The 23,861-nt window shown below is 60.7% G+C and carries 18 protein-coding genes; 13 read left to right on the forward strand and 5 right to left on the reverse strand.

Going from position 1 to position 23,861, the window contains the following annotated elements; genetic code table 11:
• The first annotated feature begins 180 nt into the window (after positions 1 to 180).
• The 4 genes from acnA to GGQ85_RS05405 all read left to right on the forward strand — a co-directional run bounded on the left by acnA (position 181) and on the right by GGQ85_RS05405 (position 5,622).
• On the forward strand, positions 181 to 2,898 hold the full coding sequence (gene acnA, locus GGQ85_RS05390; RefSeq protein WP_309773701.1) for an aconitate hydratase AcnA: 2,718 nt from the start codon (positions 181 to 183) through the stop codon (positions 2,896 to 2,898).
• Positions 2,899 to 3,190: 292 nt separating this feature from the next.
• Positions 3,191 to 3,946 carry a DUF1223 domain-containing protein gene (locus GGQ85_RS05395; protein WP_309773763.1) on the forward strand — a complete coding sequence of 252 codons (756 nt, stop codon included), beginning with the start codon at positions 3,191 to 3,193 and terminating at the stop codon, positions 3,944 to 3,946.
• Positions 3,947 to 4,357: 411 nt separating this feature from the next.
• On the forward strand, positions 4,358 to 4,729 hold the full coding sequence (locus GGQ85_RS05400; RefSeq protein ID WP_079445377.1) for a DUF2794 domain-containing protein: 372 nt from the start codon (positions 4,358 to 4,360) through the stop codon (positions 4,727 to 4,729).
• A 200-nt stretch (positions 4,730 to 4,929) separates the two neighbouring features.
• Positions 4,930 to 5,622 (forward strand): hypothetical protein, encoded by a 693-nt coding sequence (locus GGQ85_RS05405; RefSeq protein ID WP_309773702.1) that lies wholly within the window; start codon positions 4,930 to 4,932, stop codon positions 5,620 to 5,622.
• Positions 5,623 to 5,685: 63 nt separating this feature from the next.
• On the opposite strand, the gene GGQ85_RS05410 is transcribed toward GGQ85_RS05405, so the two are convergent.
• Entirely contained in the window at positions 5,686 to 6,753 is a 1,068-nt protein-coding gene (locus tag GGQ85_RS05410; RefSeq protein ID WP_079445378.1) for a glycosyltransferase family 4 protein, read from the reverse strand.
• 291 nt (positions 6,754 to 7,044) lie between these two features.
• Between GGQ85_RS05410 and GGQ85_RS05415 the strand changes: the two genes are divergently transcribed.
• The 4 genes from GGQ85_RS05415 (at position 7,045) to GGQ85_RS05430 (ending at position 12,998) form a co-directional block, all read left to right on the forward strand.
• Positions 7,045 to 8,808 (forward strand): ABC transporter ATP-binding protein, encoded by a 1,764-nt coding sequence (locus GGQ85_RS05415; RefSeq protein WP_079445379.1) that lies wholly within the window; start codon positions 7,045 to 7,047, stop codon positions 8,806 to 8,808.
• A gap of 71 nt (positions 8,809 to 8,879) precedes the next feature.
• Positions 8,880 to 11,084, forward strand: a complete 2,205-nt coding sequence (locus GGQ85_RS05420; protein ID WP_079445407.1) for an amylo-alpha-1,6-glucosidase — start codon at positions 8,880 to 8,882, stop codon at positions 11,082 to 11,084.
• Positions 11,085 to 11,147: 63 nt separating this feature from the next.
• Positions 11,148 to 11,657 (forward strand): PRC-barrel domain-containing protein, encoded by a 510-nt coding sequence (locus tag GGQ85_RS05425; RefSeq protein ID WP_309773703.1) that lies wholly within the window; start codon positions 11,148 to 11,150, stop codon positions 11,655 to 11,657.
• A 90-nt stretch (positions 11,658 to 11,747) separates the two neighbouring features.
• The gene (locus tag GGQ85_RS05430) at positions 11,748 to 12,998 is read left to right on the forward strand and encodes an MFS transporter (protein ID WP_309773704.1); all 1,251 of its coding nucleotides are present in this window, start codon (positions 11,748 to 11,750) and stop codon (positions 12,996 to 12,998) included.
• A 36-nt stretch (positions 12,999 to 13,034) separates the two neighbouring features.
• Here the strand turns inward: GGQ85_RS05430 and GGQ85_RS05435 are convergent, their stop codons facing one another.
• Together GGQ85_RS05435 and GGQ85_RS05440 are read right to left on the reverse strand one after the other, a co-directional pair.
• Positions 13,035 to 15,032: a carbohydrate porin gene (locus tag GGQ85_RS05435; protein WP_309773705.1), complete on the reverse strand. Its 1,998-nt coding sequence runs from the start codon at positions 15,030 to 15,032 to the stop codon at positions 13,035 to 13,037.
• Between the two features lie 333 nt (positions 15,033 to 15,365).
• A complete protein-coding gene (locus tag GGQ85_RS05440; RefSeq protein ID WP_079445383.1) occupies positions 15,366 to 16,184 on the reverse strand; it encodes a creatininase family protein in 819 nt (272 codons plus the stop codon).
• 231 nt (positions 16,185 to 16,415) lie between these two features.
• On the opposite strand from GGQ85_RS05440, the gene GGQ85_RS05445 reads away from it, so the two are divergent.
• The 4 genes from GGQ85_RS05445 to GGQ85_RS05460 are packed head-to-tail and all read left to right on the forward strand — an operon-like array spanning position 16,416 to position 19,848.
• On the forward strand, positions 16,416 to 17,453 hold the full coding sequence (locus GGQ85_RS05445; protein WP_309773706.1) for an ABC transporter substrate-binding protein: 1,038 nt from the start codon (positions 16,416 to 16,418) through the stop codon (positions 17,451 to 17,453).
• Between the two features lie 12 nt (positions 17,454 to 17,465).
• Complete coding sequence (locus GGQ85_RS05450; protein ID WP_309773707.1) at positions 17,466 to 18,272, forward strand: ABC transporter ATP-binding protein; 807 nt, start codon at positions 17,466 to 17,468, stop codon at positions 18,270 to 18,272.
• On the forward strand, positions 18,269 to 19,105 hold the full coding sequence (locus GGQ85_RS05455; RefSeq protein WP_079445386.1) for an ABC transporter permease: 837 nt from the start codon (positions 18,269 to 18,271) through the stop codon (positions 19,103 to 19,105). The genes GGQ85_RS05450 and GGQ85_RS05455 overlap by 4 nt, the downstream gene beginning before the upstream one ends.
• Positions 19,105 to 19,848: an AprI/Inh family metalloprotease inhibitor gene (locus GGQ85_RS05460; protein WP_374708847.1), complete on the forward strand. Its 744-nt coding sequence runs from the start codon at positions 19,105 to 19,107 to the stop codon at positions 19,846 to 19,848. Before GGQ85_RS05455 ends, GGQ85_RS05460 begins: the two co-directional genes overlap by 1 nt.
• A gap of 84 nt (positions 19,849 to 19,932) precedes the next feature.
• Here the strand turns inward: GGQ85_RS05460 and radC are convergent, their stop codons facing one another.
• Together radC and map are read right to left on the reverse strand one after the other, a co-directional pair.
• The gene (gene radC, locus GGQ85_RS05465; protein WP_309773708.1) at positions 19,933 to 20,643 is read right to left on the reverse strand and encodes a RadC family protein; all 711 of its coding nucleotides are present in this window, start codon (positions 20,641 to 20,643) and stop codon (positions 19,933 to 19,935) included.
• A 287-nt stretch (positions 20,644 to 20,930) separates the two neighbouring features.
• Positions 20,931 to 21,755, reverse strand: a complete 825-nt coding sequence (map, locus tag GGQ85_RS05470) for a type I methionyl aminopeptidase (RefSeq protein WP_079445412.1) — start codon at positions 21,753 to 21,755, stop codon at positions 20,931 to 20,933.
• A 312-nt stretch (positions 21,756 to 22,067) separates the two neighbouring features.
• Here map and GGQ85_RS05475 point away from each other — a divergent pair, with 312 nt between their 5' ends.
• Entirely contained in the window at positions 22,068 to 23,861 is a 1,794-nt protein-coding gene (locus GGQ85_RS05475; protein ID WP_309773709.1) for a potassium/proton antiporter, read from the forward strand.

Here is a 23,861-nt window from a genome sequence, read left to right on the forward strand (position 1 = left end):
GGCGGGGGCACAGGCATTGTGGACGTGGCGGATGGTCTGGAAAGACTCTATAAAACTGGAACTTGATGCAGCACAAAACGCGCCGTAACGAAACCCCGGGGAATCGGCGTATCAGCGGTGTTTTAATACCTTAAAAGTTTGCCGGACCGGCGCCCCAGACTTTTTGGATCGGGATTTCACATGGCTTCGCTCGACAGCTTCAAATGTCTGAAAACCCTCAAGGTCGGTGGCAAGACCTATGCTTACTACAGTCTGCCGGCTGCGGAAAAAAACGGTCTCAAGGGCATCTCTCGGCTGCCCTATTCCATGAAGGTTCTTCTGGAAAATCTGCTGCGCAACGAGGATGGCCGCTCGGTGACGAAGGAGAACATTACCGCATTCGCCAAATGGCTGAAGAAGCGTAGGCTCGATCACGAAATTGCGTTCCGCCCTGCCCGCGTGTTGATGCAGGATTTTACCGGTGTGCCCGCGGTGGTCGACCTCGCGGCGATGCGCAATGCGATGCAAAGTCTTGGCGGCAAGCCCGAGAAGATCAATCCGCTGGTGCCGGTTGATCTCGTCATCGACCACAGCGTGATCGTGAACTTCTTCGGTGACAACAAGGCGTTCGCCAAGAACGTGGTGGAGGAATACAGGCAGAACCAGGAGCGCTACGAGTTCCTGAAATGGGGCCAGAAGGCATTTTCAAATTTCTCCGTAGTTCCGCCCGGCACCGGCATCTGCCATCAGGTCAATCTGGAATATCTGGCGCAGACGGTGTGGACGAGGAAGGAAAAGCTGACGATCGGCCGAAAGACCGCCAGCACCGAGGTTGCATATCCGGATACGCTGCTCGGCACAGATTCCCACACCACAATGGTCAACGGTCTTGCCGTGCTGGGCTGGGGCGTTGGCGGCATCGAGGCGGAAGCCGCCATGCTTGGCCAGCCGCTATCGATGCTGCTGCCCGACGTGGTCGGCTTCAAGCTCAAGGGCGTGCTCAAGGAAGGCGTCACCGCCACCGATCTCGTGCTCACCGTCACCCAGATGCTGCGCAAGCAGGGCGTCGTCGGCAAGTTCGTCGAGTTCTACGGACCTGGCCTCGATCATCTGTCGGTCGCGGACAAGGCGACCATCGCCAACATGGCGCCGGAATACGGCGCGACCTGTGGCTTCTTTCCGATCGATGCGGCGACCATCGATTATCTCAAGACTTCCGGCCGCACGGCGGCCCGTGTTGCACTGGTGACGAAATACGCCAAGGCGCAAGGTTTGTTTCGCAGCGTCGCTTCGACCGATCCGGTATTCACCGAAAAGCTGACGCTCGATCTCGGAACTGTGGTGCCATCCCTCGCGGGACCGAAGCGGCCGGAGGGCCGCCAGCCGCTATCGGCAGTCGCGGACGGCTTCGCCAGTGCGCTCGCAGACGAATACAGGAAGACCGACGCCACGGCGCGTTTCCCGGTTGAAGGCCGCAACTTTGATCTCGGACATGGCGACGTGGTGATCGCTGCGATCACCTCATGCACCAACACATCCAATCCGAGCGTGCTGATGGCTGCCGGGTTGCTGGCGCGCAAGGCAGCGGCGAGGGGACTGACCGCGAAGCCCTGGGTGAAAACGTCGCTGGCTCCGGGCAGCCAGGTGGTTGCCGAATATCTCGCGGCGTCAGGGCTTCAACTCGACCTCGACAAGGTTGGTTTTAATCTGATCGGATTCGGCTGCACAACCTGCATCGGCAACTCCGGGCCGCTGCCGGAAGAGATATCGAAGTCGATCAACGACAACGGCATTGTCGCCGCCGCCGTGCTGTCGGGTAACCGCAACTTCGAGGGCCGCGTGTCGCCGGACGTGCAGGCGAATTATCTCGCCTCGCCACCGCTGGTCGTCGCCTATGCGCTGGCGGGGTCGGTGACCAAAGATTTAAGCCGCGAGCCGCTGGGGACGGACAAGGATGGCAAGCCGGTGTACTTGAAGGAGATCTGGCCGACTTCGAAGGAGATCAACGCCTTCATCAAGAAGTACGTGACCTCAAAAATCTTCAAGAAGAAGTACGCCGACGTGTTCAAGGGCGACGATAACTGGCGCAAGATCCAGACGGTTGCGAGCGAGACCTATCGCTGGAACATGAATTCGACCTATGTGCAGAACCCGCCTTACTTCGAAGGGATGAAAAAGGAGCCGGAGCCGATTGCGGATATTGTCGATGCGCACATTCTGGCGATGCTCGGTGATAAGATCACCACCGATCACATCTCACCAGCGGGCGCGATCAAGCTGACGTCGCCGGCCGGAAAATATCTCAGCGAACATCAGGTGCGTCCGGCTGATTTCAATCAGTACGGCACGCGGCGCGGCAATCATGAGGTGATGATGCGGGGCACCTTCGCCAATATCCGCATCAAGAACTTCATGCTCAGGGGCGCTGATGGCACCGTCCCGGAGGGCGGGTTGACCAGGCACTGGCCGGACGGCGAGCAGATGTCGATTTACGACGCCGCGATGAAGTACCAGCAGGAGAATGTCCCGCTTGTCGTGTTCGCCGGAGCCGAATACGGCAACGGCTCGTCGCGCGACTGGGCAGCCAAGGGAACGCTGCTGCTCGGCGTGCGTGCGGTGATCTGCGAGAGCTTCGAGCGCATTCACCGCTCCAACCTCGTCGGCATGGGCGTCCTGCCGCTGACTTTCGAGGATGGCGCGTCCTGGCAATCCCTCGGGCTCAAGGGCGACGAGACGGTGACGATTCGCGGCTTGCAGGGCAATCTGAAACCGCGCCAGAAGCTTACGGCGGACATCGTTTCTCGCGATGGTTCGCTTCGCCGTGTCTTGCTGCTCTGCCGCATCGATACGCTCGACGAGCTCGACTACTACCGCAACGGGGGTATCCTGCACTATGTGTTGCGCAAACTCGCAGCTTGACCTGCCGATCCTATTCCGACATTTGCATCGCGTTCAAGCGATGCGTTGGAATCAAGAGGATCTGCAGCGATGTGAACTGGAATGGAAACAATTTACATTTGACCTTCGCATCCGGAAATCGTGATCGCCGGGGCGACGATGTCAAATCGGTGCACTCATGCATGATGCCTTCACCGCGAATTGAGTGGCGGGCAAGCCAGGGGCAGCCTATCAAAATGCCGGCTTCTCGCATGTGGAGGCGTGCTTTTCCTTCATGCCGCCGGCACATTTCGTGCCGCTGTCTCGGTGGTTGATGATGTCTCGTGGTGTTTTGTCGCGACTGTCCGGAGCGCTCGGCGTTTGTGCGCTTGTCGCGATCAGTCGTCCCGCTTTGGCGGAGCCGCGCGCCGTGGTCGAACTGTTCACGTCGCAGGGCTGCTCCTCATGCCCGGCCGCCGACGAGATTCTTGGCGATCTTTCCAAGGATCCTTCGATCGTAGCACTGAGTATGCCGATCGATTACTGGGATTATCTCGGCTGGAAGGATACGCTGGCAGACAATCGCTTCACGGCGCGCCAGAAGGCCTATTCGCAGATGCGCGGCGACCGCGATGTCTACACGCCGCAGGTGATTGTCAATGGATCGGCCCATGTGATCGGCAGCGATCGCGAAGCCATCGAAAGGTCGGTCCGCGATACGCGGAAAAACCAGGATGTAATGTCGGTGCCGGTTTCAATGTCGGTGTCGGGTAGTCAGCTCAATGTGTCGGTCGCATCCGCCAACGGCAACCATCCCTCCGATCACGGCGAAATCTGGATATGCGCGATTTCGAAGGCGGTTCCGATTGCGATCGGGCGCGGAGAAAATAGCGGCCGCGAAGTGATCTACCACAACGTCGTTCGGAGCTGGCTCAAGGTCGGTGACTGGACGGGCGAGGCCGGTACCTGGGCGGTGCCGATGGAGAATATCGCCCATAATGGCGTCGATGCCGCGGTCGTCTATGTTCAGGACGGCAATCGCGAAAAGCCTGGTGCGATGCTAGGTGCGGCTTACACCTTGCTGCATTGATTTTCCGAGTCCCGGCTCCGCGTGATAAACGCGTCACGCCTCCTAGTCGGGGATGCTCTGAAAAGAAAAAGGACCGGCTTTGGCCAGTCCGCAATCGTCGGAACTCAAGTTCTGCGATTAGGCCCGATCCTGATGATCCCGGGGGGCTGGGGGCTGAGGATCCGGTCCCAAAAGAATCGGGCCATCGCAGAGCATGTTTTTTCGCAGCTCAGCGGGGCGGTTGCTTGACGGAATTTGGGCTGTATTATGATTTTGGCTAACGTTCTTGTTTAGCGGCCGTCATAGCGGGTGTTCTGATTCGCTTGCGTCAGGAACCAGCTATCCTGCGCCACTTGCGAGACAAGAGGTGAGACCTCTTGCGGCAAGTCGCATCCGGGACGAGGATGTCATCAACCTTGACAGGAGGTGCCGATGAGTTCGCTGCCGGACGATTTCGATCCAGGGGAAAGCCGCCCGACGGAACGCGCCCCCGCCGTTGTTCCCGTTCCAATCAGAGTGACGTTCAACCGTCTCGAACTCAATCGAATCCTCAATCTATATGGACGGATGGTCGCCGACGGCGATTGGTGCGATTATGCCATTGACTTCTTCAAGGACCGCGCAGTGTTCTCGGTCTTCCGCCGTGCCTCTGAGGTTCCGATTTATCGTATCGAGAAAGATCCGCGGCTGGCGCGCAAACAAGGCGCCTATAGTGTGATCTCAGCAAGTGGTCTTGTTCTGCGGCGCGGTCACGAACTTGACCGGGTTCTGCTTGTCATCGACCGCAAACTGGCGCTGGTCTGATTCGGCGGCGTCGGTCGGACACTCGCCTGCGTGTATTTTGCGGCATGAGGGAGCCTCCTTTAGCCTAGAAGCGGAAAGCCGTCGACCCTTGGAACTGTCGCTTTCCCACGGCCACCGAAAATCAAAAGCGGGATAAACCTCAATCCGGGCTGACAAGACAGCGATTTTTCCCGAGAATCGTTCGATCGGGAAAGCGATGGATGAGGTTGTTGGCGGTGGCTGGCGCGAGAAGACTTTTGGCCGGTTTTGCAATTGTCTCCGCCATGGCGCTGGTCTCCGTCGATGCCCATGCGGGGTGGTGGTCGCGCGCGCCGGTTGACTTCGAGGATTGCGCGGCGGGCGCCGAAAAGAATGCGACCTCGTCCGAGGAAAAGGGCAGACGGCTCACGGCATGCGAGGCCCGATTCGCCGGCCGGCGGAAGCCCGGCGGAGGCTACACTTATTACGACTTCATGCAGAACCGGCATTTCGACATTGCGGGGCCGAACCCGACGACGGAAGAGCAAAGGCACATCGATGAGCAATATGCTGCTTTTCTCAAGGATCAGCGGCGCAGCATCATCGCGGCGGCGTTTTTCCAGAAGCGGCAACAGGCCGAGCAGGCCAATGCCACGCCCGTGGCTAGCGACAAAGCAGACCCGGTCAATATCAGGCTGGCGCCGGCGCCGAAAACGCCTGTAAAGCGCCTCGCCGTGCTTCCGCGCCCGCGCCCGAAGGCGGCTCCTCATTGTGGGGACGATATTTTGTCGGCCTGCAACTGGTCGAGAATTTCAACCGGCGTGCAGGACCTCAAAAACGCTCTCTTCGGTTCTCTCGCGAAGATGAGCACGAACGATGCTCAGGCCGTTCGTGCTCATCTGCCTGCTAAACCGCCGGTTCAGACCGCCAAATGAATCCTGAGCGATGGCGCGGTGATCGCTATGTACCGCCATGCCATCAGTCACGTCGCAAGGGTCTCAATTAGCGTTGCTGACCAGCTTGATCCTCGGCGTCGTAGCCTCGATCAGGCTGCGATAGGCGTCCAGATAATCCAGCGCCATACGCCGCGCCGTAAAGCGTGCCTCGAACTCCGCCCGGATGGCCGCGCGATCGAGCGTTGCCAGGCCGTGGACGGCGGCAACCGCGCTGATCTCGTCCTCGACAATAAAGCCCGTTCGCCCGTCCGAAATGATTTCGGCGACGGAGCCGCGATTGTAGGCAATAACGGGCGTACCGCACGCCATCGCCTCGATCATAACCAGACCGAAAGGTTCAGGCCAGGCAATCGGCACCAGCAGCCCGATGGCGCCGCTGAGGAAGTCCGGCTTTTCATGGTCGCTGATCTCGCCAATAAATTCCACCAGCGGATGATCCATCATCGGTCGGATGCATTCATCGTAATAATCCTGGTCCGCGCGATCGACCTTTGCGGCGATCTTGAGCGGGATGCCGCATCGAATCGCGATCCTGATTGCACGGTCTACGCCTTTCTCCGGAGCGATGCGGCCGAGCACGGCAAGATAGCTCGGTTGGCCGGGGCGGGGTGTCAGCAGTTTCTCCGGAAGACCGTGGTAAACAGTACGGAGCCAGCGGGCCTGGGGCGCCGGGCGGCGTTGTGCGTTGGAGATTGAAATCAAAGGAATTGATGAAAACTCGTTGAATACAGGCTGGAGCTCTGGAAGATCGAGGCGGCCATGCAGCGTCGTGAGAAAGGGCGTCGGTTGCCTCGAAAACAGGGAGAAGGGATAGTAGTCGAGGTGAAAGTGGAGAAAGTCGAACTCTCCATCGTCGCATTTCCGGCGGACCCGTTCGAGCATCACCATATGCAGGGCGTTCGGATCGCGCACGGCACCATCCAGCCGCAAGGCTCTCGGCCAGGTCGCATCCAGACGAGCCGAGGTGAGAGAATCGCCGCTGGCGAAAAGAGTTACGTCGTGGCCCAACGCGACAAGTTCCTCCGTCAACCAGTGCACCACACGTTCGGTGCCGCCATATAATTTCGGGGGAACGGCTTCCGTTAGCGGGGCAACCTGCGCGATGCGCATCTAGCAGTCTCCTGTGATTTGTTCATGTCACTTCCGGTCAGCGGGCGGAGGCATCGGGGTTTATCGGGATTCAGGAACGTTCTCGGATTTGAGAGGTTCCTATCTTCTGCGCAACTTCTTCCACATTGTCGTCTTGGTGATGCCATCACTGCCTTGCAAACAGCCTATGCAGGCTTTGCAACGAAGTTTCTGCGCATTGACGGCTTTTCTGAGGGTCTTGTGCGGCATTGTCGAACAGGATCCCGAGCAGACGACCTCTGGTGAACTTTCAACGCAGCTCGGTAGGAATGCATGGACGATTTCTCGGGATACGCCAGTCGGCCCTTTGCATTCGTGATGGGTTATTGCCGCCGGCGGTCAGCGTCGCACATTGGGATCCTTTTGTGCGTCGTGGCTGCGGTGGTGTGTTCAGTGGGGACGCAATACGGCGTCAAATCGCTGGTCGATGCGCTGGCGCACGGGCCAGCGCATAGCGGGGCGGTATGGCTGGCGTTTATCTTTCTTGTGTCGCTGATCGCCGCCGACAATTTTCTCTGGCGCGTGGCGAGTTGGGTCGCGAGTTTCACTTTTGTTGGCGTCACCGGCGACTTGCGCCGCGATATCTTCAAGCACCTGACGGGTCATGCGCCGAGTTACTTCGCCAATCGGATGCCAGGGATGCTAACAAGCCGGATCACAGCGACCTCGAACGCCGTGTTTACCGTCGAAAATATGCTCGCCTGGAATGTGTTGCCGCCCTGCATCGCGACCATCGCCGCGATTGCGCTGATTGGAACCGTCAGTCTGCCGATGGCCGGCGGGCTGATGATCATGGCGGGCATCATGGTCGTCGCGATGTTCAAAATGGCGGCGGCGGGCAAACCCTTGCATGACGATTTCGCCAACAAGGCCGCGGCGGTTGATGGCGAGATGGTCGATGTCGTCAACAACATGCCGCTGGTCAGGGCTTTTTGCGGGATTGATCACGAGCATGATCGTTTCGATGCGACCGTTGGCCGCGAGCTGAGCGCGCGCGGACGAAGTCTTCGCTATCTCGAGAAACTCAGGGTCACCCACGCCGCCATCACCGTTGTGCTGACCATTTCGCTGCTGGCCTGGGCCATCACGCTGTGGCAGCGCGGCGGTGCCACCACCGGCGATGTCGTTCTTGTCTGCACGCTCGGCCTGTCGATTCTGCATGCGACCCGCGATTTGGCGGTCGCCCTCGTGGATATCACCCAGCATATCGCGCGCCTGTCTGAAGCGGTCGCGACGCTGCTGATCCCGCACGAATTGACCGATCACCCGGAAGCGGAGCCGTTGCAGAAAAGCGGCGCAGCTATCGGGTTCAACAACGTTTCGTTTCGTTACCCCGGTAGTCCATCCGTTTTCAGGCGGTTCAATCTTAGGATTCAGCCAGGGCAACGCGTCGGATTGGTTGGAGAATCCGGCGGCGGCAAGTCGACGCTGTTCGTCCTGTTGCAGCGGTTCTACGATCCGGAGCGCGGAAGCGTAACGATCGACGATCAGGATATCTCGCGAGTTACGCAGCAGAGCCTGCGCGCAGCCATATCTGTGGTGCCGCAGGATATTTCGCTGTTTCACAGATCCATTCTGGAGAACATCCGCTACGGCCGTCCGACCGCAACCGACGACGAAGTGCTGCGCGCGGCCATCGCGGCGCGTTGCGATTTCGTCGAAACCCTACCCGAAGGGCTGGCGACTATGGTCGGCGATCGCGGCGTAAAACTGTCTGGCGGCCAGCGTCAGCGCATCGCCATCGCGCGCGCGTTCCTCAAGGATGCGCCGATCTTGCTGCTTGACGAGGCGACCTCGGCGTTGGACAGTGAATCCGAAGAGGCGATCCGCGAGGCGCTCGGCCATTTGATGCGAGGCCGCACAGTGATCGCGATCGCGCACCGGCTTTCGACCTTGCGCAATTTCGATCGCGTGGTCGTGCTCAAGAACGGCAAGATCATCGAAGACGGCCAACCTGCTTGTCTGATGCGCAAAGACGGACACTATCGGAATCTCGTCGCCAAGGAGATGAGCCGCCTCTCTGTTCACGCGGCTTAAAGTCCTGATCGTTGTCAAGCGCCGGGCGCTGGCCGGCGCCGCACGATCAGGAATTCGGCAAGGGGCAGGTGATGGCAACAAAACGCGCGGCTCAGATCACGATCACGCCGTTGTCCGATATTCTAGCGGTGGAATCGCCGTTCTATATTCCGATGACCGGGCCCTCCGCCCGTCCGCGCCGCACGTTGAAGCACGATGATACGTTCGTTGTGCTGGATAGCCACGGCGATATCGGAGCTTCCGCGGGGGGGCCCGACGGGCTTTTCAATACCGACACGCGCTATCTTGCCCGGCTGGAGCTGGTTCTCAACGACATGCAGCCGCTGCTGCTTGGCTCCAATCTGCGCAACGATAATTCCGGCCTGACGGTCGATCTGACCAATCCGGATATCTACGACGGCGACCGGCTCGTATTCCGCAAGGATACGATACATATCGTGCGCACGATCTTTCTCTGGCGCGGGATCGCGTATCAGAGGATCGGCATTCAGAACCATGGCGAGCAGACCGCGAGCTTCGATCTCTCCCTGCTGTTCGACAACGATTTCGCTGATCTGTTCGAGGTGCGCGGCGAACGACGTGCGCGCCGCGGCGTCGGCAGTGGCGAACTGTCCGGTCCCGCCACCGTCGTTCTGTCCTACGTCGGTCTCGATGATATCGTTCGGACCTCGCGCCTGCACTTCGACCCGCGGCCGACGCGCCTTGCCGTCAATAGTGCGATCTATCACCTCGATCTGCCGCCGCAGCAGTCCACCGCCATATTCCTTACCGTGTCCTGCAACACGCCGGCGACGGAGGTGCCCGGTCCGTTCTTTCGGGGATTGCTGGCGCATCGCCGTGAAATGCGACGCGCATGGTCGGGTGCGACAAATATCGAAACCTCGAACAACATCTTCAACGAGGTGCTGTGCCAGTCGATGGCCGATCTGAATATCCTGATGACGCAGACGCCGCACGGCCGCTATCCCTATGCCGGGATCCCCTGGTACTCGACGACGTTTGGGCGGGACGGACTGATAACGGCGTTGCAGATGTTGTGGATTGACCCCGGCATCGCACGCGGCGTTCTCAGAAGGCTCGCGGCGTTTCAGGCACAGGCCGTCGATCCCCTCGCGGACGCGGAGCCGGGAAAGATTCTTCACGAAATGCGCGGCGGAGAAATGGCCGCGTTGCGTGAGGTACCGTTCGAGCGATACTACGGCAGTGTCGATTCGACGCCGCTGTTCGTGCTGTTGGCGGGGCTTTACGTCGAACGCACGGGCGACGAATCCATCCTGGATGAGTTGTGGCCGGCGATCGAGGCTGCGCTGGGCTGGATTGACGGCCCCGGCGATCCGGATGGCGACGGATTCGTTGAGTACCGGTGCGCGTCCGAACAGGGGCTCGCCAATCAGGGCTGGAAGGATTCATTCGACGCGATCTTTCATGCCGACGGCACGCTTGCTGAGGGCAATATCGCACTGGCGGAGGTGCAGGGTTATGTCTTCGCCGCCAAGCGATCGGCGGCGCGATGCGCGCGTGCTCTCGGTCTCACCGACCGCGCCCGTGAACTGGAGCGCGCGGCCGATCGTTTGGCGGCCCGGTTCGAGGAGGCATTCTGGTTGCCGGATTTGCGCACCTACGCGCTGGCGCTCGATGGGAAGAAACGCCCCTGCAAAGTGCGGACGTCGAACGCCGGACAATTGCTGTTCACCGGTATCGTCCAGGAAGACCGGGCGCGGATGGTCGCCGCCGATCTGATGCGGCCGGCGTTTTTCACCGGATGGGGAATTCGTACCGTTTCTATCGGGGAAGCGCGTTACAATCCGATGTCCTATCACAATGGCTCGATCTGGCCGCACGACAACGCGCTGATAGCGCTCGGGCTCGCGCGTTATGGTCTCAAGCACTCGGTTGAGCACGTTTTCAAGGGCCTGTTTGATGCGGCTTCCTATATGGATTTGCGGCGGCTGCCGGAACTGTTTTGCGGCTTCCGGCGTGAGCCGCGGCGTGGGCCTACGCTCTATCCCGTCGCCTGTTTGCCGCAGGCATGGGCGAGCGCCACGCCTTTCACGCTGCTGGAAGCCGCGCTGGGTCTGGAGTTCGATGCTGCAAGGAACGAGATAAGGCTGCGCAACCCGCGGCTTCCCGCATTCCTAAACGAGGTGATCCTGCGTGGGCTGCATCTCGGCGAATCCAGTGTCGATCTGCGTCTGCGCCGTCATGATGAGGACGTGTCGCTCGAAGTATTGCGGACGCGAGGCCACATTCAGGTGTCGATCGTGATGACGCGCTAGGACGGGCGGTCGCAAGGAATTGACCGCGTACGCAAGCATCGCGGGTTTTGACAGCGAGGATTCATGTCTCGAAATGTCTCGACGAGCGTCGTTGTTTTGATGGCCGCCGCCCTGATCTGCGCTGTCCCAAATGCGATGGCCGACGACACCGGTTCGCCGCCGGCGAATCCCGCCCCCGCCAACCCGCCGGCCGCTGCAAAACCCTCGGGCGAGACAACAGCGCCGCCATCGATCACCGTGATCAGTCCCGCCGATGCCCATGGCGTGCTGGGACGCGACGTGCGGAGCACGGGCGGTCAGAACATGGGGCGGATCGTCGAGGTGATCGTGGATCGGGCAGGCGTGGTTCGCGCCGCCGTAATCGATTTTGGCGGCTTCCTCGGGGTCGGCAGCCGGAAGATCGTGGTCGACTGGAACGCGCTCCACTTTGGCGGGGTTAAGGGCAAGAGCGACAGCATTAGCCTCGAACTGACGCAGGATCAGGTGAGGGCGGCGCCGGAATACAAGGAAGGCGCCTCGGTTGTGGTGCTGGGCGCGTCGGGAACGCTGCAGCCCCTCAATATCGGTCCTTGATCAGGAGGATATCCGATCTGTTTTGCGCGACGGGCCCGTCGATCGGCCGATCCGGATAGTGCGCGCCCGCAGCGGGCGGGCGCAGAGGACGTGAGTCCGTCGCCGGTGGCAAGCGCGCGGGGCCATCATCCCTCGTCGCAAAGCCAGCGCGGCCTCGACTGGTTCATCTTCTTCCTTGCAGACGTGCAGACCGGATTCGGTCCCTTCGTCGCGGTCTATCTCACCACGCAGAAGTGGACGCAATCCGAGATCGGACTGATCCTGTCGATCGGCGGGATCATCGGGCTGATCGGTCAGATGCCGGGTGGTGCCGTCATCGATGCGGCCCGCTCGGAGCGTCTGGTCGCAGGGCTTGCTGTCGCCACGATCGGTCTCAGCGCGCTCGCCTACGCGGCGTGGCCGATCTTTCCGGTGATCGCGCTAGCGGCGATCCTGCATGCCGCGGCGAGTTGCGTGCTTGGACCTGCGATAGCCGCCATCAGCCTCGGACTTGTGGGACCGGAAGCGATCGGCGAGAGACTCGGACGCAACGCGCGCTACGCATCGCTTGGCAATGGCGTGGCTGCGGGGGTGATGGGTGTCGTCGGATACCTGCTATCGAGCCGCGCCGTGTTCGTGGTGAGTTTCGTGTTTGTGATCGCGACGCTGCTTTCGCTGGCGCGAATCCGCGATCGGGAGATCGATCCGGAACAGGCCCATGGTGCCATTGCGCGCGCGAAGCCGGATCCCGATGCGACCAGCATCGTGCATCTTCTGCATCAGCGGCCGCTGGTCGTTTTTGCCTGCGTGGTTTTCCTGCTTCAGTTTGCCAATGCGGCCATGCTGCCCCTGACGGCGGGTATCGTGACCGCACGCTCGAGTCAGGGTGCGCCGATGCTGATTGCGCTCTGCATCATCGTTCCGCAAGCGATCGTCGCTCTGATATCACCTTCCGTCGGCCGCAAGGCGCAGGTATGGGGACGCCGCCCGCTACTCATGATTGCCTTCGCCGCGCTGGCCGCTCGCGGAACGTTGTTTGCGACGATCCACGATCCGTCGCTGCTGGTCGCTGTGCAGGTGCTGGATGGCATCACGGCTGCGGTTTTCGGCGTCATGATTCCCCTCATTGTCGCCGATGTTGCCTTCGGTTCAGGTCACTTCAACCTTGCGCAGGGCATCATCGGCACGGCCACCGGAATAGGCGCGTCGCTCAGCAACATGGTTGGCGGCTACGTGAGCGATCATTTCGGACATGGCATCGCGTTTCTGCAATTGGCCGCTGTCGCGTTATTGGGCTTGCTTGTGGTCTGGGCCCTCATGCCGGAAACCCGCCTCGCGGAGGGAGCGAAGCAAGGGTCGTAAGGTGAAAAACCCGATAGCTCCCGAAAGAAACTATTTTCAAAACTCGCCGTGCAGCCGCCCGGAGAATACATGCACGGGGCCGCGGTCGGCGTTGTAGGCGGGGTTCGTAACAAGCTGATAGTCGGCGGTCAGCGTGAACCATTTGTTCAGCGCATAGGCATAGTACGTTTCCAATATGCGCTCGCGGCTGTAATTGAGCTGGCCGTCGCCGATGAGAATGCCAAGGCCGCCGGCTGCGAGGAAGTCGCGATGATCCCGTGACAGACCGTTGATCGCGCCGCCGATGCCGATCACGTCGTCCGGCCGGCCCCATCGTGTGCCCTTGATCGAGGTTCCCAGCGAGAGGCTGGCGTCGATGTCGGTGAACGCCATGATCTCGGTCTTGCCGTCATTCCAGCTCCAGCGTCCGAATAGCCCGACGTCGTCAGTGACGACCTGCTCGACGCTGAAGACGTACCCGTACTTGATACGCCCGGTACGAGTCAGCGCGATATTGAGATTGAACGCGGGGTTGTTCAGCGTGTCACGATAGCTGCCCATATAGGCGCTGTTGAGCCAGCCGATGGCGCGGAGCTTGCCCGGCTGGCCCAGCAGCGAATAGCGCGTCTCCAGTTCCAGCAGATACTCGCCGCGCTGAAACAGGTTTGAATCGAAGCTGTTGGAGTTCGATTCAGAAACCATCAGAAAATAGCCGCCGCGGAGCGCCCATTGTTTCTGATTGAGTTCGGCGGTGGCGCCGTAGCTCAGGCCAACCTTGTCTGCGGAGTAGTCGAAGGCGCCCGGCGCCCACAGCGCCCAGTTCATGAAGTCCTTGCGGGTGTCCTTGGCGAAGTCGTTGCCGTCGAACACGTCGAGAACAGCGAACTTGCCGGCTTGCAGCGTCAGCCGCGAGATATCGGCCTTGTCCGACAATTGGGTTGGTCCGTTGTCCAGCTCTTCCTGCTCGCCACCGAGGCCGAAGGTCTGGCGTGCGAACAGCCGAGTGGTGTTGTAGTGCGGATAAGGAAAGTTGGACCTTTGCGCCTCGCCGTTTGTAAAACCCGCTATGCCAACAGTGTCGTTGAAGCCAAAACCCTGAAGCAGCTCGGGGTTATAATAGACTTCGCCGCCGTCCCATAGCCGCGCGTTCAGAAACAGGCTGTTGCTCCAGGTCGCCTTATATTGGGAGGCAGGCGTCAGGCTGTTGCTGCCGCTGTAGGGCGCGGCGAAAGATGGATAACCTTGGCCGAGGTAGGTGGTCTGGCCGTGAATTTCCCAGCGATCCGATTCGGGATCGGTGAGTGAGGCCGCCGAAAGGTTGGCGCTGGCCGGGTTTAGATCGAGCTTGCGGTTTAGGCCGACGCGGATCGACTGAAAATCCATGGTCGCGGTGTATTGCGCAGCCGACGGAAACTGAACGCTTGTTCCGTCGAATCGGTAGTAAAGATATTCAAGCCTTGCGCTCCAGTGCGGCGCGAAAGCGTATTCAAGCCCCGCGCCAGCGGTCCAGCCATAGCGGGCGCCCAGGGTTTTCTCCCGATCGCCCGACGGCAGATCGTTCAGATAACGCTCACCGGCAAAGGCAAAGCCGCCGGTGGTATAGGCAAGCCACGGACCCGTGGCGTAGCCGATCCGGCCGCGTGCCGATCCGATGAAGTCCCACTGGTGCGTGACGTCGGAGCGCGCTGTCGCGAGCTTTGAGACAATCGAATTTGATTCGATGTAGCTCGGAAATGAGATGTCGGCTTCGGTGCCGAGCAGTAGTCCCGAGGGGAGCCAGAGATTGTAGCCGCCCTGAACGCCGCCGATCAGCCCTCCGAAATCGTTGCGGCCAGTGACCCGTGCGGGGTCCGAGATTGTCGCGGCCGATCGGCCGCCGCCGAAACCGGCATGGGCGCCAAAATAGAGACCGGTCCAGTCGACAAGCGGCTGGGCCATGGCCTTGGCCGGTTGGCGGGATACACCGACATCGGCGGCACCGGCCGTGCCGGTCAGCGTGCCCAGCACCACGCCGGCCAGCATAAGCCGTAGCAGGACCGGCCGGACTGCATTCATTGGACCGTTTGCTCAGACCGGTAAGGCACCGTGGTGGTCATTGTCGCCCCATTCGACCGCGCCCCATTTCGACCGTAATGCGCCACAGGTCTCCTCGGGTGGCAAGGCGATGGCCGATCCGCGACCAATTTGATACCGCCATTCTGCCTTCGATCCGTCTGCGGACCAGGTCCAGTTAAAATTATTCCTGGTCATTATTGCAACTAATTTGCAATAGCAAACATCAACAAAGCATGGCGATACATCCCATCTCCTGATGACACCGGTGCGACCCAGCCCTCTAGGAGGCACTGCGATGACGTGAAGGCCGAGGTTATTATAGGCGTGAGCAAGTCACGTCGGATCGCGCGGGCCAGCTTTGAGCTGTGCCGGATCGAACCTCGCCATGTCGGCCAGCAATTCGCAGAAAGCGCGTGCGCCATGTTCGAGCAGCCGCTCGCCTTTCTTCGCGGAGGCCTGCGTCGCATCACCCACCGCGCCACTCGGGTGAAGGTCCTGCGTCTGCCAGGCAAACGGCGCGGGCCGCTGCGTGCCGAGCCAGCGATAGGTCTTCTCAATCGCGATGCTCGCGGGGCGGAAGTCGGCGATGCTGTCGCGACGGACCTCGGCGGGATAGCGCGCCAGCATGATCGAGGTTTCGACCGCGCCACCGTGAATGCCGTGGCGCAACTCCTCCGCATCAAACAGGCCATCCGGTACGCCGAAGCGTGACCATGCGGTGGTGACCGCGAGCATACGATGTCGCGCGCGCAAGTCCTGCGCCACCATCGTCATCGCGGCGCTGTTGCCGCCATGACTGGACACCATCACGATCTTTCTGATTCCGCGCCGCGCCGCCTCCTCGCCGAGCGTGGTCCAGGCCCTGAGCGCTGCCTCGCCGGTCAGCGTCTGGGTGCCCGGAAAATCCATGTGCTCAGTGGAAATGCCGACGGGCTGCACTGGCAGAAAGGTCGCGGGTGTATCCTGTGGCAGCAATTCGCGGACCTTTGCAATATAGGCGTCTGCGATCAGCACGTCGGTCGTAAGCGGCAGATGTGGCCCGTGCTGCTCGGTTGCGGCCAGGGGCAGCACCGCGATCCAGTTTGCGGCGTTCTCGGGTGCAACGCCGGGCCAATGGATGGTCAACCAGTCGAAGGGGGGCGTCCGGATCATCTCGCGCAGCGTTTCATTGAACGGGAACGCAGATTATAGCGTTTCGAGCAACGTGGACACCGTTTCGCGTGAAAACACGCGTTCAAATCCAAACCATAAAGCCTGCTTCTGTTTCTTCAGAAACCGAAAGGCTCTAAGTTGATGTGTCCGATCAAGACCGTGGGCCGACCAGCGGGCGCGCCGGTGCCGGTCGATTTCTGTCATGGGCCATAAAGATCGAGGAGCCGAAGGATGAGCCTTGCCGTTTCGCTGCGAACGCTAACCGCCGCAATCGTGCTTGCGCTTGGCATCATGCCATCGGCCAAGGCTGAACCGGCGCTGGACAAAGTTTCCTTTGGCACGAACTGGGTCGCCGAGGGCGAGCACGGCGGTTTCTTTCAAGCCCTGGCCGATGGCACCTACAAAAAATTCGGTCTGGACGTGACCATCGTTCCGGGTGGCCCTAATGTGAACAACCGGGTTCTCCTGATTGCCGGCAAGCTCGACTTCTTCATGACCGCGAACACCATGCAGTCGTTCGATGCGGTTGCCAATAACGTGCCCGTCGTGGCGGTCGCTGCGATGTTCCAGAAAGATCCGCAGGTCTTTCTCGCGCACCCGGAATCGAAGGTGACAAAAATCGACGATCTGAAGCCACTCACCTTGTTTGTGTCAAAGGAAGGCATCGCCAGCTATTTTCAGTGGCTCAAATCAGAACATGGATTCAGTGCGGAGAAGGTCAAACCTTATACCTTCAACGCTCAGCCCTTTCTCGCCGATAAACGAAGCGCGATGCAGGGCTACGTCACCTCAGAGCCATTTGCGGTGGAAAAGCGGGCTGGCTTCAAGCCGACCGTGATTCTGCTCGCCGACGCCGGGTTCAACCCATATTCGACGTTGATCGAAACCCGCCGCGATCTGGTCGAGAACAAACAGGATCTGGTGCAGCGCTTCGTCGACGCCTCGATCGTCGGCTGGTATACCTACCTCTACGGCGACAACGCCGCAGGCAATGCCACGATCAAGAAGCTCAATCCAGAAATGACCGACGACCTCTTGGCGTATTCCGTGGCGAGAATGAAGGAGTATGGAATCGTCGATTCGGGCGACTCCCAGCGCGATGGCATCGGCGCCATGAACGACGCGCGCTATGCGAGCTTCTTCGACATGATGGTGCGGGCCGGCGTGGTGCGCCGGGACATCGATTTCCGCAAGGCCTACACGCTGCAGTTCGTCAACAAAGGCGTCGGCCTCGATCTGCGGCCTAAAAACTTGCAGCCCGAGAAATAGCACCCGCCGCCGATGATCGAGCACGCAACAGCGTTGTCCGCAGCCGGCACAGGCCCGCGCGCGGGAGACGCGGTAAGCCTGAAGGGCGTCACGAAACGTTATGACCGCGGCGTCGCGGCGCTGGGGCCTGTCGATTTCAATGTGCGCAGAGGCGATTTCGTATCGCTGCTTGGGCCGTCCGGCTGTGGGAAATCGACCGCGCTGCGGATCATCGCCGGATTGAGCGATCCGACCTCCGGGACGGTTTGCGTTGCCGGCGGCAGGCGCTCCATCGGCTTCGTATTTCAGGAGCCGACGCTCATGCCATGGGCCAGCGTTCGCGACAACGTGGCGCTGCCGCTGAAACTGACGCATCGTCCGCGTGCCGACATCGGCAGCTGCGTCGAGGCTGCTCTGGCGCGGGTGGGCCTTGCAGAGTTCGCCGCCGCCTATCCGCGCGAACTGTCCGGCGGCATGAGGATGCGGGCATCACTCGCCCGCGCCCTCGTCACTGACCCGGACGTTCTGTTGATGGACGAACCGTTCGCGGCGCTCGACGAGATCACCCGCTTCCGCCTCAACAACGATCTGCTCGCGCTGTGGCGTGATTTGCGCAAGACCGTCATCTTCGTCACGCATTCGGTGTTTGAGTCGGTCTATCTCGCGCGCCGCGTCGTGGTGATGACGCCGCGTCCCGGCCGCATCAGCGCCGAGTACTGCATCGACACGCCCGAGCCGAGGGACGAGAACTTCAGAACTTCGGCGGAATACGGAGCGTATTGCCGTGAGGTGTCGGCTGCGTTGTCACTGGCCATGGGCAAGGGAGCGCGTCGCCGATGACGGCATCCAACCCATCGGCGCCGGCCGACAATGAGCCATCACAGAGCGCTCGGGGGACGCCGGTGGCACGCGTGCTGTTGCCGGTGATCGTGTTGGGGGCTGGCGTCCTGGTATGGCATTGGATCGTGGATACCTATGAGATTCCGCCCTATGTGCTGCCTGGCCCAGTGCTGGTGGCGGCGACGCTGGTGGAAGACTGGCCGGTCCTGTGGCACTCGCTGCTGACAACCTTACTGACCACGGTGGAGGGCTTTGCCGCCGCCGCCGCAGGCGGGATCGTGCTGGCGCTGCTGTTCAACCAATCGAAATGGCTGGAACAGGCCTTCCTGCCCTATGCGATCGTTCTGCAGGTCACGCCGGTGATCGCGATTGCGCCGCTCCTTTTGATCTACCTGCCGCAGCAGACCGCAGTCGTCGTTTGTGCCTGGATTGTCGCGTTCTTTCCGGTGCTGTCAAACACCACGCTCGGCCTGAACTCGGTCGACCGCAGTCTCGTCGGCCTGTTTCAACTCTACGGGGCATCGCGGCTGCAGACGCTGCGTTATCTCAAACTGCCGGCGGCCCTGCCGTACATTCTCGGCGGTTTACGCATTGCCGGCGGTTTGTCGTTGATCGGCGCGGTGGTTGCGGAAATCGCGGCGGGGTCGGCCGGTGCCGGGTCGGGTCTGGCCTACAGAATTGCGGAGTCCGGCTACCGGCTTAACATTCCGCGCATGTTCGCGGCGTTATTGTTGCTCTCTGTGGCTGGCATTGTCATTTATATGTTCCTTGCGACAGTGTCGCATCTGATGTTGCGGCGCTGGCACGAAAGCGCGCTCGGGAGGGAAAACTGATGGCCGCGCCTGTCTCCCTGGACAAGATCGATGGCGGCAGAACGCCAGTGTGGCGGAAGTGGAGACCTGTTCTTGTCGTTGTGGCGATGTTGATGGCCTACGGACCGGCCGCATCGGCGCAGGATGCATCCGCCTTGAAAAAAAACATGATCGGGCAGTGGGAGTTGTCCACGACCGAACGCAGCAAAACCTGCGTGGTGACGCTCAGGGGCGAGACGTCGCCGCAGGGTTTCAAGGTCGATCTTGAGCCGGGCTGTGCGGCGTCGCTACCGTTTACGAAGGACATTGCAGCCTGGACTGTCGCGGGCCTCGATATCGTGCGCTTGCAGACCGCGAGCGGAGAGCCGGTGGTCGATTTCACCGAAGTCGAGAGCGGAATTCTCGAAGGCCGGCGGGAGAATGAGGGCATTTACATCCTGCAAAATCTCGCCGAGGCCCGTTCGCTCGCCAGATCGATGGACCAGATGATTGGCGACTGGACGTTCGTCCGCGGCAACGGTAAGCCGATCTGCGGCATCACGCTGACGAACACCGAAGTCCCACCGGATAATTTCCAGGCATTCCTTAAACCCAAATGCGATGAGGCGATCGCGAACCTCAAGCCAGAGGTCTGGCGTCTCGAGCGCGGTGAAATCCTTCTGATGTCGGCGAGCGGCGAGACCTGGCACTTCCAGGCCGACGACAACGCACAGTGGCGGCTGGTTCCCGATAGCACCGATCCGCTGATTCTCATGCGGCAGTAGCCCAGCTACCGTTCGGATGGGTGGTCCGTCCGGTCGCTGTGATGCACCCCACGGTGCACGCACGGCTTGGCGTGGCGTTCTTCGCTAGATCAGCCGCAATCCTTTCAGACTGGCGTGGCCGTTCTTGCCGACAATGATGTGGTCATGCACGGAGATCCCGAGCGGTGACGAAATGTCGATAATCGATTTGGTCATTTGGATGTCGGCCTGCGATGGCGTCGGATCCCCGGAGGGATGGTTATGCACCATGATGATCGAGGTTGCGGATAGCTCGAGCGCACGCTTGACGACTTCGCGAGGATAAACCGGAGTATGATCGACGGTGCCGACCTGTTGCAACTCGTCTGCGATAAGCTGGTTGCGCTTGTCGAGGAACAGGATGCGGAACTGTTCCTTGTCGGCGAATGCCATCGACGTTCGGCAATAGTCGATCACCGCGGCCCACGACGACAGCACTGTCCGCTGCTTCAGCTGTCCTTTGGCCACACGGCTGGCACTTGCCGCGATCAGCTTGAGCTCGATGATCGCCGACTCACCAAGACCGTTGATCTCACGAAGCCGAGCGTCGGGCGCATGAACCACCTCGGCGAATGATCCGAATCTGCCAATCAGGGACTTGGCCAGTGGTTTGACGTCGCGGCGGGGCAACGCGCGAAACAACACCATTTCCAGCAGTTCGTAATCGCTGAGCGCGTCCGGCCCGGCGTCGCGGAAGCGCTCGCGCAATCGTTCGCGATGGCCGTGATAGTGCGGCGCTTCGGCAAATCCTGCGGGGTTGTCGGCGTTTGCGGGCATGGATGGAGCGAACCAGTCCTAGTGGTCCGATTCTAGCATTCGCGTCCCGTTTCAGTGAGCTTTCTTGCGAATGTTAGAATCGAAGGACCACTAGCAATATAAGTTGCTAGTGAAGTTTTGAATGCGACATTCGCGTTCGGGGTACGCCGCCAGGGGGCGCGAATGTCAAATTCACTCCACGGGTTTCCGCAACCTTGCCGTGGCTCGCGATATTTGCAACCCCAATTCGGGAATGCGAGCTGCGAAAGCGTGCGCGATCCAACGCGATCTGATTCCGGACCCGAGGTTCAGCCCCCGCAGGCCGGCTTGTCGAGTTTACCTGGCGACAGCGTGAAGATCTCAACTCCAGTCTGGGTCACGCCGACCGAATGCTCGAACTGCGCCGACAGCGAGCGATCGCGGGTTACGGCGGTCCAGCCGTCCGACAGGATTTTCACGTGCGGTTTGCCCAGGTTAATCATCGGCTCGATGGTAAAAAACATTCCGGGCCTGAGCCGTACGCCCTCGCCGGGCCGGCCGACATGGATGATGTTCGGTTCGTCGTGGAATATGCGGCCGAGTCCGTGGCCGCAGAAATCGCGGACAACGCTCATGCCTTGGGGTTCGACGAAGCTCTGGATGGCGTGACCGATGTCGCCGGTCGTCGCGCCGGGCTTGACCGCCGCGATGCCGCGCATCATCGCTTCATAGGTTATCTCGATCAGCCGTTCGGCCTTGCGTGCAATCGGACCAACCGAGTACATGCGACTGGAATCGCCGTACCAGCTATCAACGATAAAAGTTACGTCCACGTTGACGATATCGCCCTCTCTCAGGATGCGATCGCCGGGCATCCCGTGACAGACCACGTGATTGACCGACGTGCAAGTCGAGTAGCGATAGCCGCGATACATCAGCGTTGCCGGGTAGGCGCCGTGGCTGAAGGCGAATTCACGGACAAAATCATCAATTTGCGAGGTGGGGATGCCAGGCTTCACGAGATCGGCGAGTTCGTCGAGACAGCGTGCCGTCAGAGCACCGGCCTTGCGCATCCCGGCGAATCCGCTCGGGCCGTGCAGTTTAATCTGTCCGGTCTTTCGCAGGGGGGTTTCGGAGGCTTCGACGTAGCTCATCAGGTGATCTGAGTCCGGATGAAAGGAGTTGTTGCCTCCTAATCTAATGGATGGCGCTGCCAGCGCAAGCTGAAGCCTCTAATGCGGCGCTATCAGGGGTTCACTTCGGTTCGCCGCGGCCGGGCTCTTGGCCGGTCGTGGTGACGCCGTCAGGGTTCGGTGACCGAAACCGAGCAGATCAGCTCGATCATGCGGTGCTGGCGCATTGCGCGCGCTTAAGCACAAACGACGCCGATCGGCAGAAATCGATTGGCGCGCCGCGGCGGCGGCGATAAGGATGAAAATGCTAGTGTTTACCGCTGCGGACGTCTGATGGCATCTCTGGATTCGGTCAGTCTGGCCATCCTGCTCGGCGCGATTCTGGTCATGGCCGGAATTCTGTCGAGCCTGTTGGCGTTGCGGTTTGGCGCCCCCTTGCTGCTCGTCTTTCTGTTCATCGGCATGTTGGCAGGTGATTCCGGGCCTGGGGGCCTGACGTTCAGCGATGTCCAAAACACCTACCTTGTCGGGTCGGCCGCACTGGCGCTGATTCTGTTCGACGGCGGTCTGAAGACGCGGTTCCAGAGCATCCGCACGGTCCTGGCGCCCTCGATGGTGCTCGCGACTCTCGGCGTGCTGTTGACCGCGCTGGTCACGGCGCCAGTCGCCAAATATGCGCTCGATCTCAACTGGACCGAGGCGCTGCTGATCGGCGCGGTCGTCGCCTCCACTGACGCGGCCGCGGTATTCTTGTTGGTCCACGCGCAAGGGCTACGGCTGCGTCCGCGCGTCGGTGCGACGCTGGAAGCGGAGTCTGGCACCAACGATCCCTTCGCGGTGTTTCTTACGTTGATGTTGGTCGAGTTGATCTCGGTCGGCGACAGTTCGGTCTGGCATGTGGTGCTTGAGTTCCTCCGGGAGTCCATGCTTGGCGGCATTGTCGGTGTGATCGGTGGGCGGCTCGTGGTGGTGGCGCTTAACCGGGTGGCGCTTCCACAGGGGCTGCATGCGCCGTTCGTCACGACCGCAGCGCTCGTGATCTTCGGAGTGGCGCAGATATCCCATGCGTCCGGGTTTCTCGCGGTTTATCTCGCGGGAATTATCATCGGCAACCGTCCGACCCGCGCCCACAACTCCGTGGTGACGTTCCTCGACGCCGCGACCTGGCTGGCGCAGATCGTGATGTTCGTGCTGCTCGGCTTGCTGGTCTCGCCGTACCGCTTGCTGGACAGCGTCGTGCCGGCGGTGGTGGTTGCGCTCGTGCTGATGCTGGTGGCGCGGCCGCTCGCGGTGTTCCTCTGCCTCGCCCCATTTCCTTTCAATTGGCGGGAAAAGCTGTTCATCGCCTGGACCGGGCTGCGGGGCGCGGTCGCAATCTTTCTTGCCTCGATTCCGATGCTGGTCGGGCTGTCGAAGGCATATCTGTACTTCGACGTCGCATTCGTCGTGGTGATCATCTCGCTTTTGCTGCAGGGCTGGACGCTTGCTCCGGCTGCCCGGCTGCTGCATGTGGCGCTGCCGCGTGCCGACCGCGGGCCACGTCGGGTCGAACTTGATTTGCCAGGACAGCTCGAACAGCAGTTGGTCGGCTATGCAGTGCGACCAATGAGCCTGTTCCTTCGGCGCGGTCTGATTCCGTCATGGTCGAAGCCGACGCTCGTGATCCGCAATGAAAAAATTCTAACACCCGCCGAGGCCGATCCGATCACAGCGGGAGACTACCTCTATCTGCTGGCGCCGCCGGAAAAGGCCGAGGCACTCGACCGCTTTTTTGTGGACATGCAGCCGATGGCGTCACCAGACCCGCATCTGCTTGGCGATTTCCTGGTCTCGGGCGAAATCACCCTTGGCGATATCGCGCAGATCTATGGCATTTCCGTCGATCCGACCGCCGGGCAGTTAACGCTGGCGGATTACTTCGATGTTCATCTCGACCACGCACCGAAAGAGGGTGCGGTCCTGCCGCTTGACACCATCGTTCTCGTCGCACGCAATATCAGCGAAGGTCGTGTCAACGTAGTCGGACTTCGTTTACCCGAAGACGAGGAGAAGCTGCCGCCGCTGACCAGAATGGGCGCGTTCAGGCAGAAGGCGGCAAAGGCCTGGTCGTCGGTTGCAGGGACTTGA

This window comes from Nitrobacter vulgaris (assembly GCF_031453995.1).
Classification (GTDB): domain Bacteria; phylum Pseudomonadota; class Alphaproteobacteria; order Rhizobiales; family Xanthobacteraceae; genus Nitrobacter; species Nitrobacter vulgaris.

Excerpts from the sequence above, each read along its gene's own strand:
- GGQ85_RS05460 (WP_374708847.1), top strand. The coding sequence starts at position 19,105 with ATGGCCGCGCCTGTCTCCCTGGACAAGATCGATGGCGGCAGAACGCCA.
- GGQ85_RS05475 (WP_309773709.1), top strand. The coding sequence starts at position 22,068 with ATGGCATCTCTGGATTCGGTCAGTCTGGCCATCCTGCTCGGCGCGATT.
- map (WP_079445412.1), bottom strand. The coding sequence starts at position 21,755 with ATGAGCTACGTCGAAGCCTCCGAAACCCCCCTGCGAAAGACCGGACAG.
- GGQ85_RS05445 (WP_309773706.1), top strand. The coding sequence starts at position 16,416 with ATGAGCCTTGCCGTTTCGCTGCGAACGCTAACCGCCGCAATCGTGCTT.
- GGQ85_RS05420 (WP_079445407.1), top strand. The coding sequence starts at position 8,880 with ATGGCAACAAAACGCGCGGCTCAGATCACGATCACGCCGTTGTCCGAT.
- GGQ85_RS05395 (WP_309773763.1), top strand. The coding sequence starts at position 3,191 with ATGATGTCTCGTGGTGTTTTGTCGCGACTGTCCGGAGCGCTCGGCGTT.
- GGQ85_RS05410 (WP_079445378.1), bottom strand. The coding sequence starts at position 6,753 with ATGCGCATCGCGCAGGTTGCCCCGCTAACGGAAGCCGTTCCCCCGAAA.
- radC (WP_309773708.1), bottom strand. The coding sequence starts at position 20,643 with ATGCCCGCAAACGCCGACAACCCCGCAGGATTTGCCGAAGCGCCGCAC.
- GGQ85_RS05415 (WP_079445379.1), top strand. The coding sequence starts at position 7,045 with ATGGACGATTTCTCGGGATACGCCAGTCGGCCCTTTGCATTCGTGATG.
- acnA (WP_309773701.1), top strand. The coding sequence starts at position 181 with ATGGCTTCGCTCGACAGCTTCAAATGTCTGAAAACCCTCAAGGTCGGT.
- GGQ85_RS05450 (WP_309773707.1), top strand. The coding sequence starts at position 17,466 with ATGATCGAGCACGCAACAGCGTTGTCCGCAGCCGGCACAGGCCCGCGC.
- GGQ85_RS05400 (WP_079445377.1), top strand. The coding sequence starts at position 4,358 with ATGAGTTCGCTGCCGGACGATTTCGATCCAGGGGAAAGCCGCCCGACG.
- GGQ85_RS05435 (WP_309773705.1), bottom strand. The coding sequence starts at position 15,032 with ATGAATGCAGTCCGGCCGGTCCTGCTACGGCTTATGCTGGCCGGCGTG.
- GGQ85_RS05405 (WP_309773702.1), top strand. The coding sequence starts at position 4,930 with ATGAGGTTGTTGGCGGTGGCTGGCGCGAGAAGACTTTTGGCCGGTTTT.
- GGQ85_RS05440 (WP_079445383.1), bottom strand. The coding sequence starts at position 16,184 with ATGATCCGGACGCCCCCCTTCGACTGGTTGACCATCCATTGGCCCGGC.
- GGQ85_RS05425 (WP_309773703.1), top strand. The coding sequence starts at position 11,148 with ATGTCTCGAAATGTCTCGACGAGCGTCGTTGTTTTGATGGCCGCCGCC.
- GGQ85_RS05455 (WP_079445386.1), top strand. The coding sequence starts at position 18,269 with ATGACGGCATCCAACCCATCGGCGCCGGCCGACAATGAGCCATCACAG.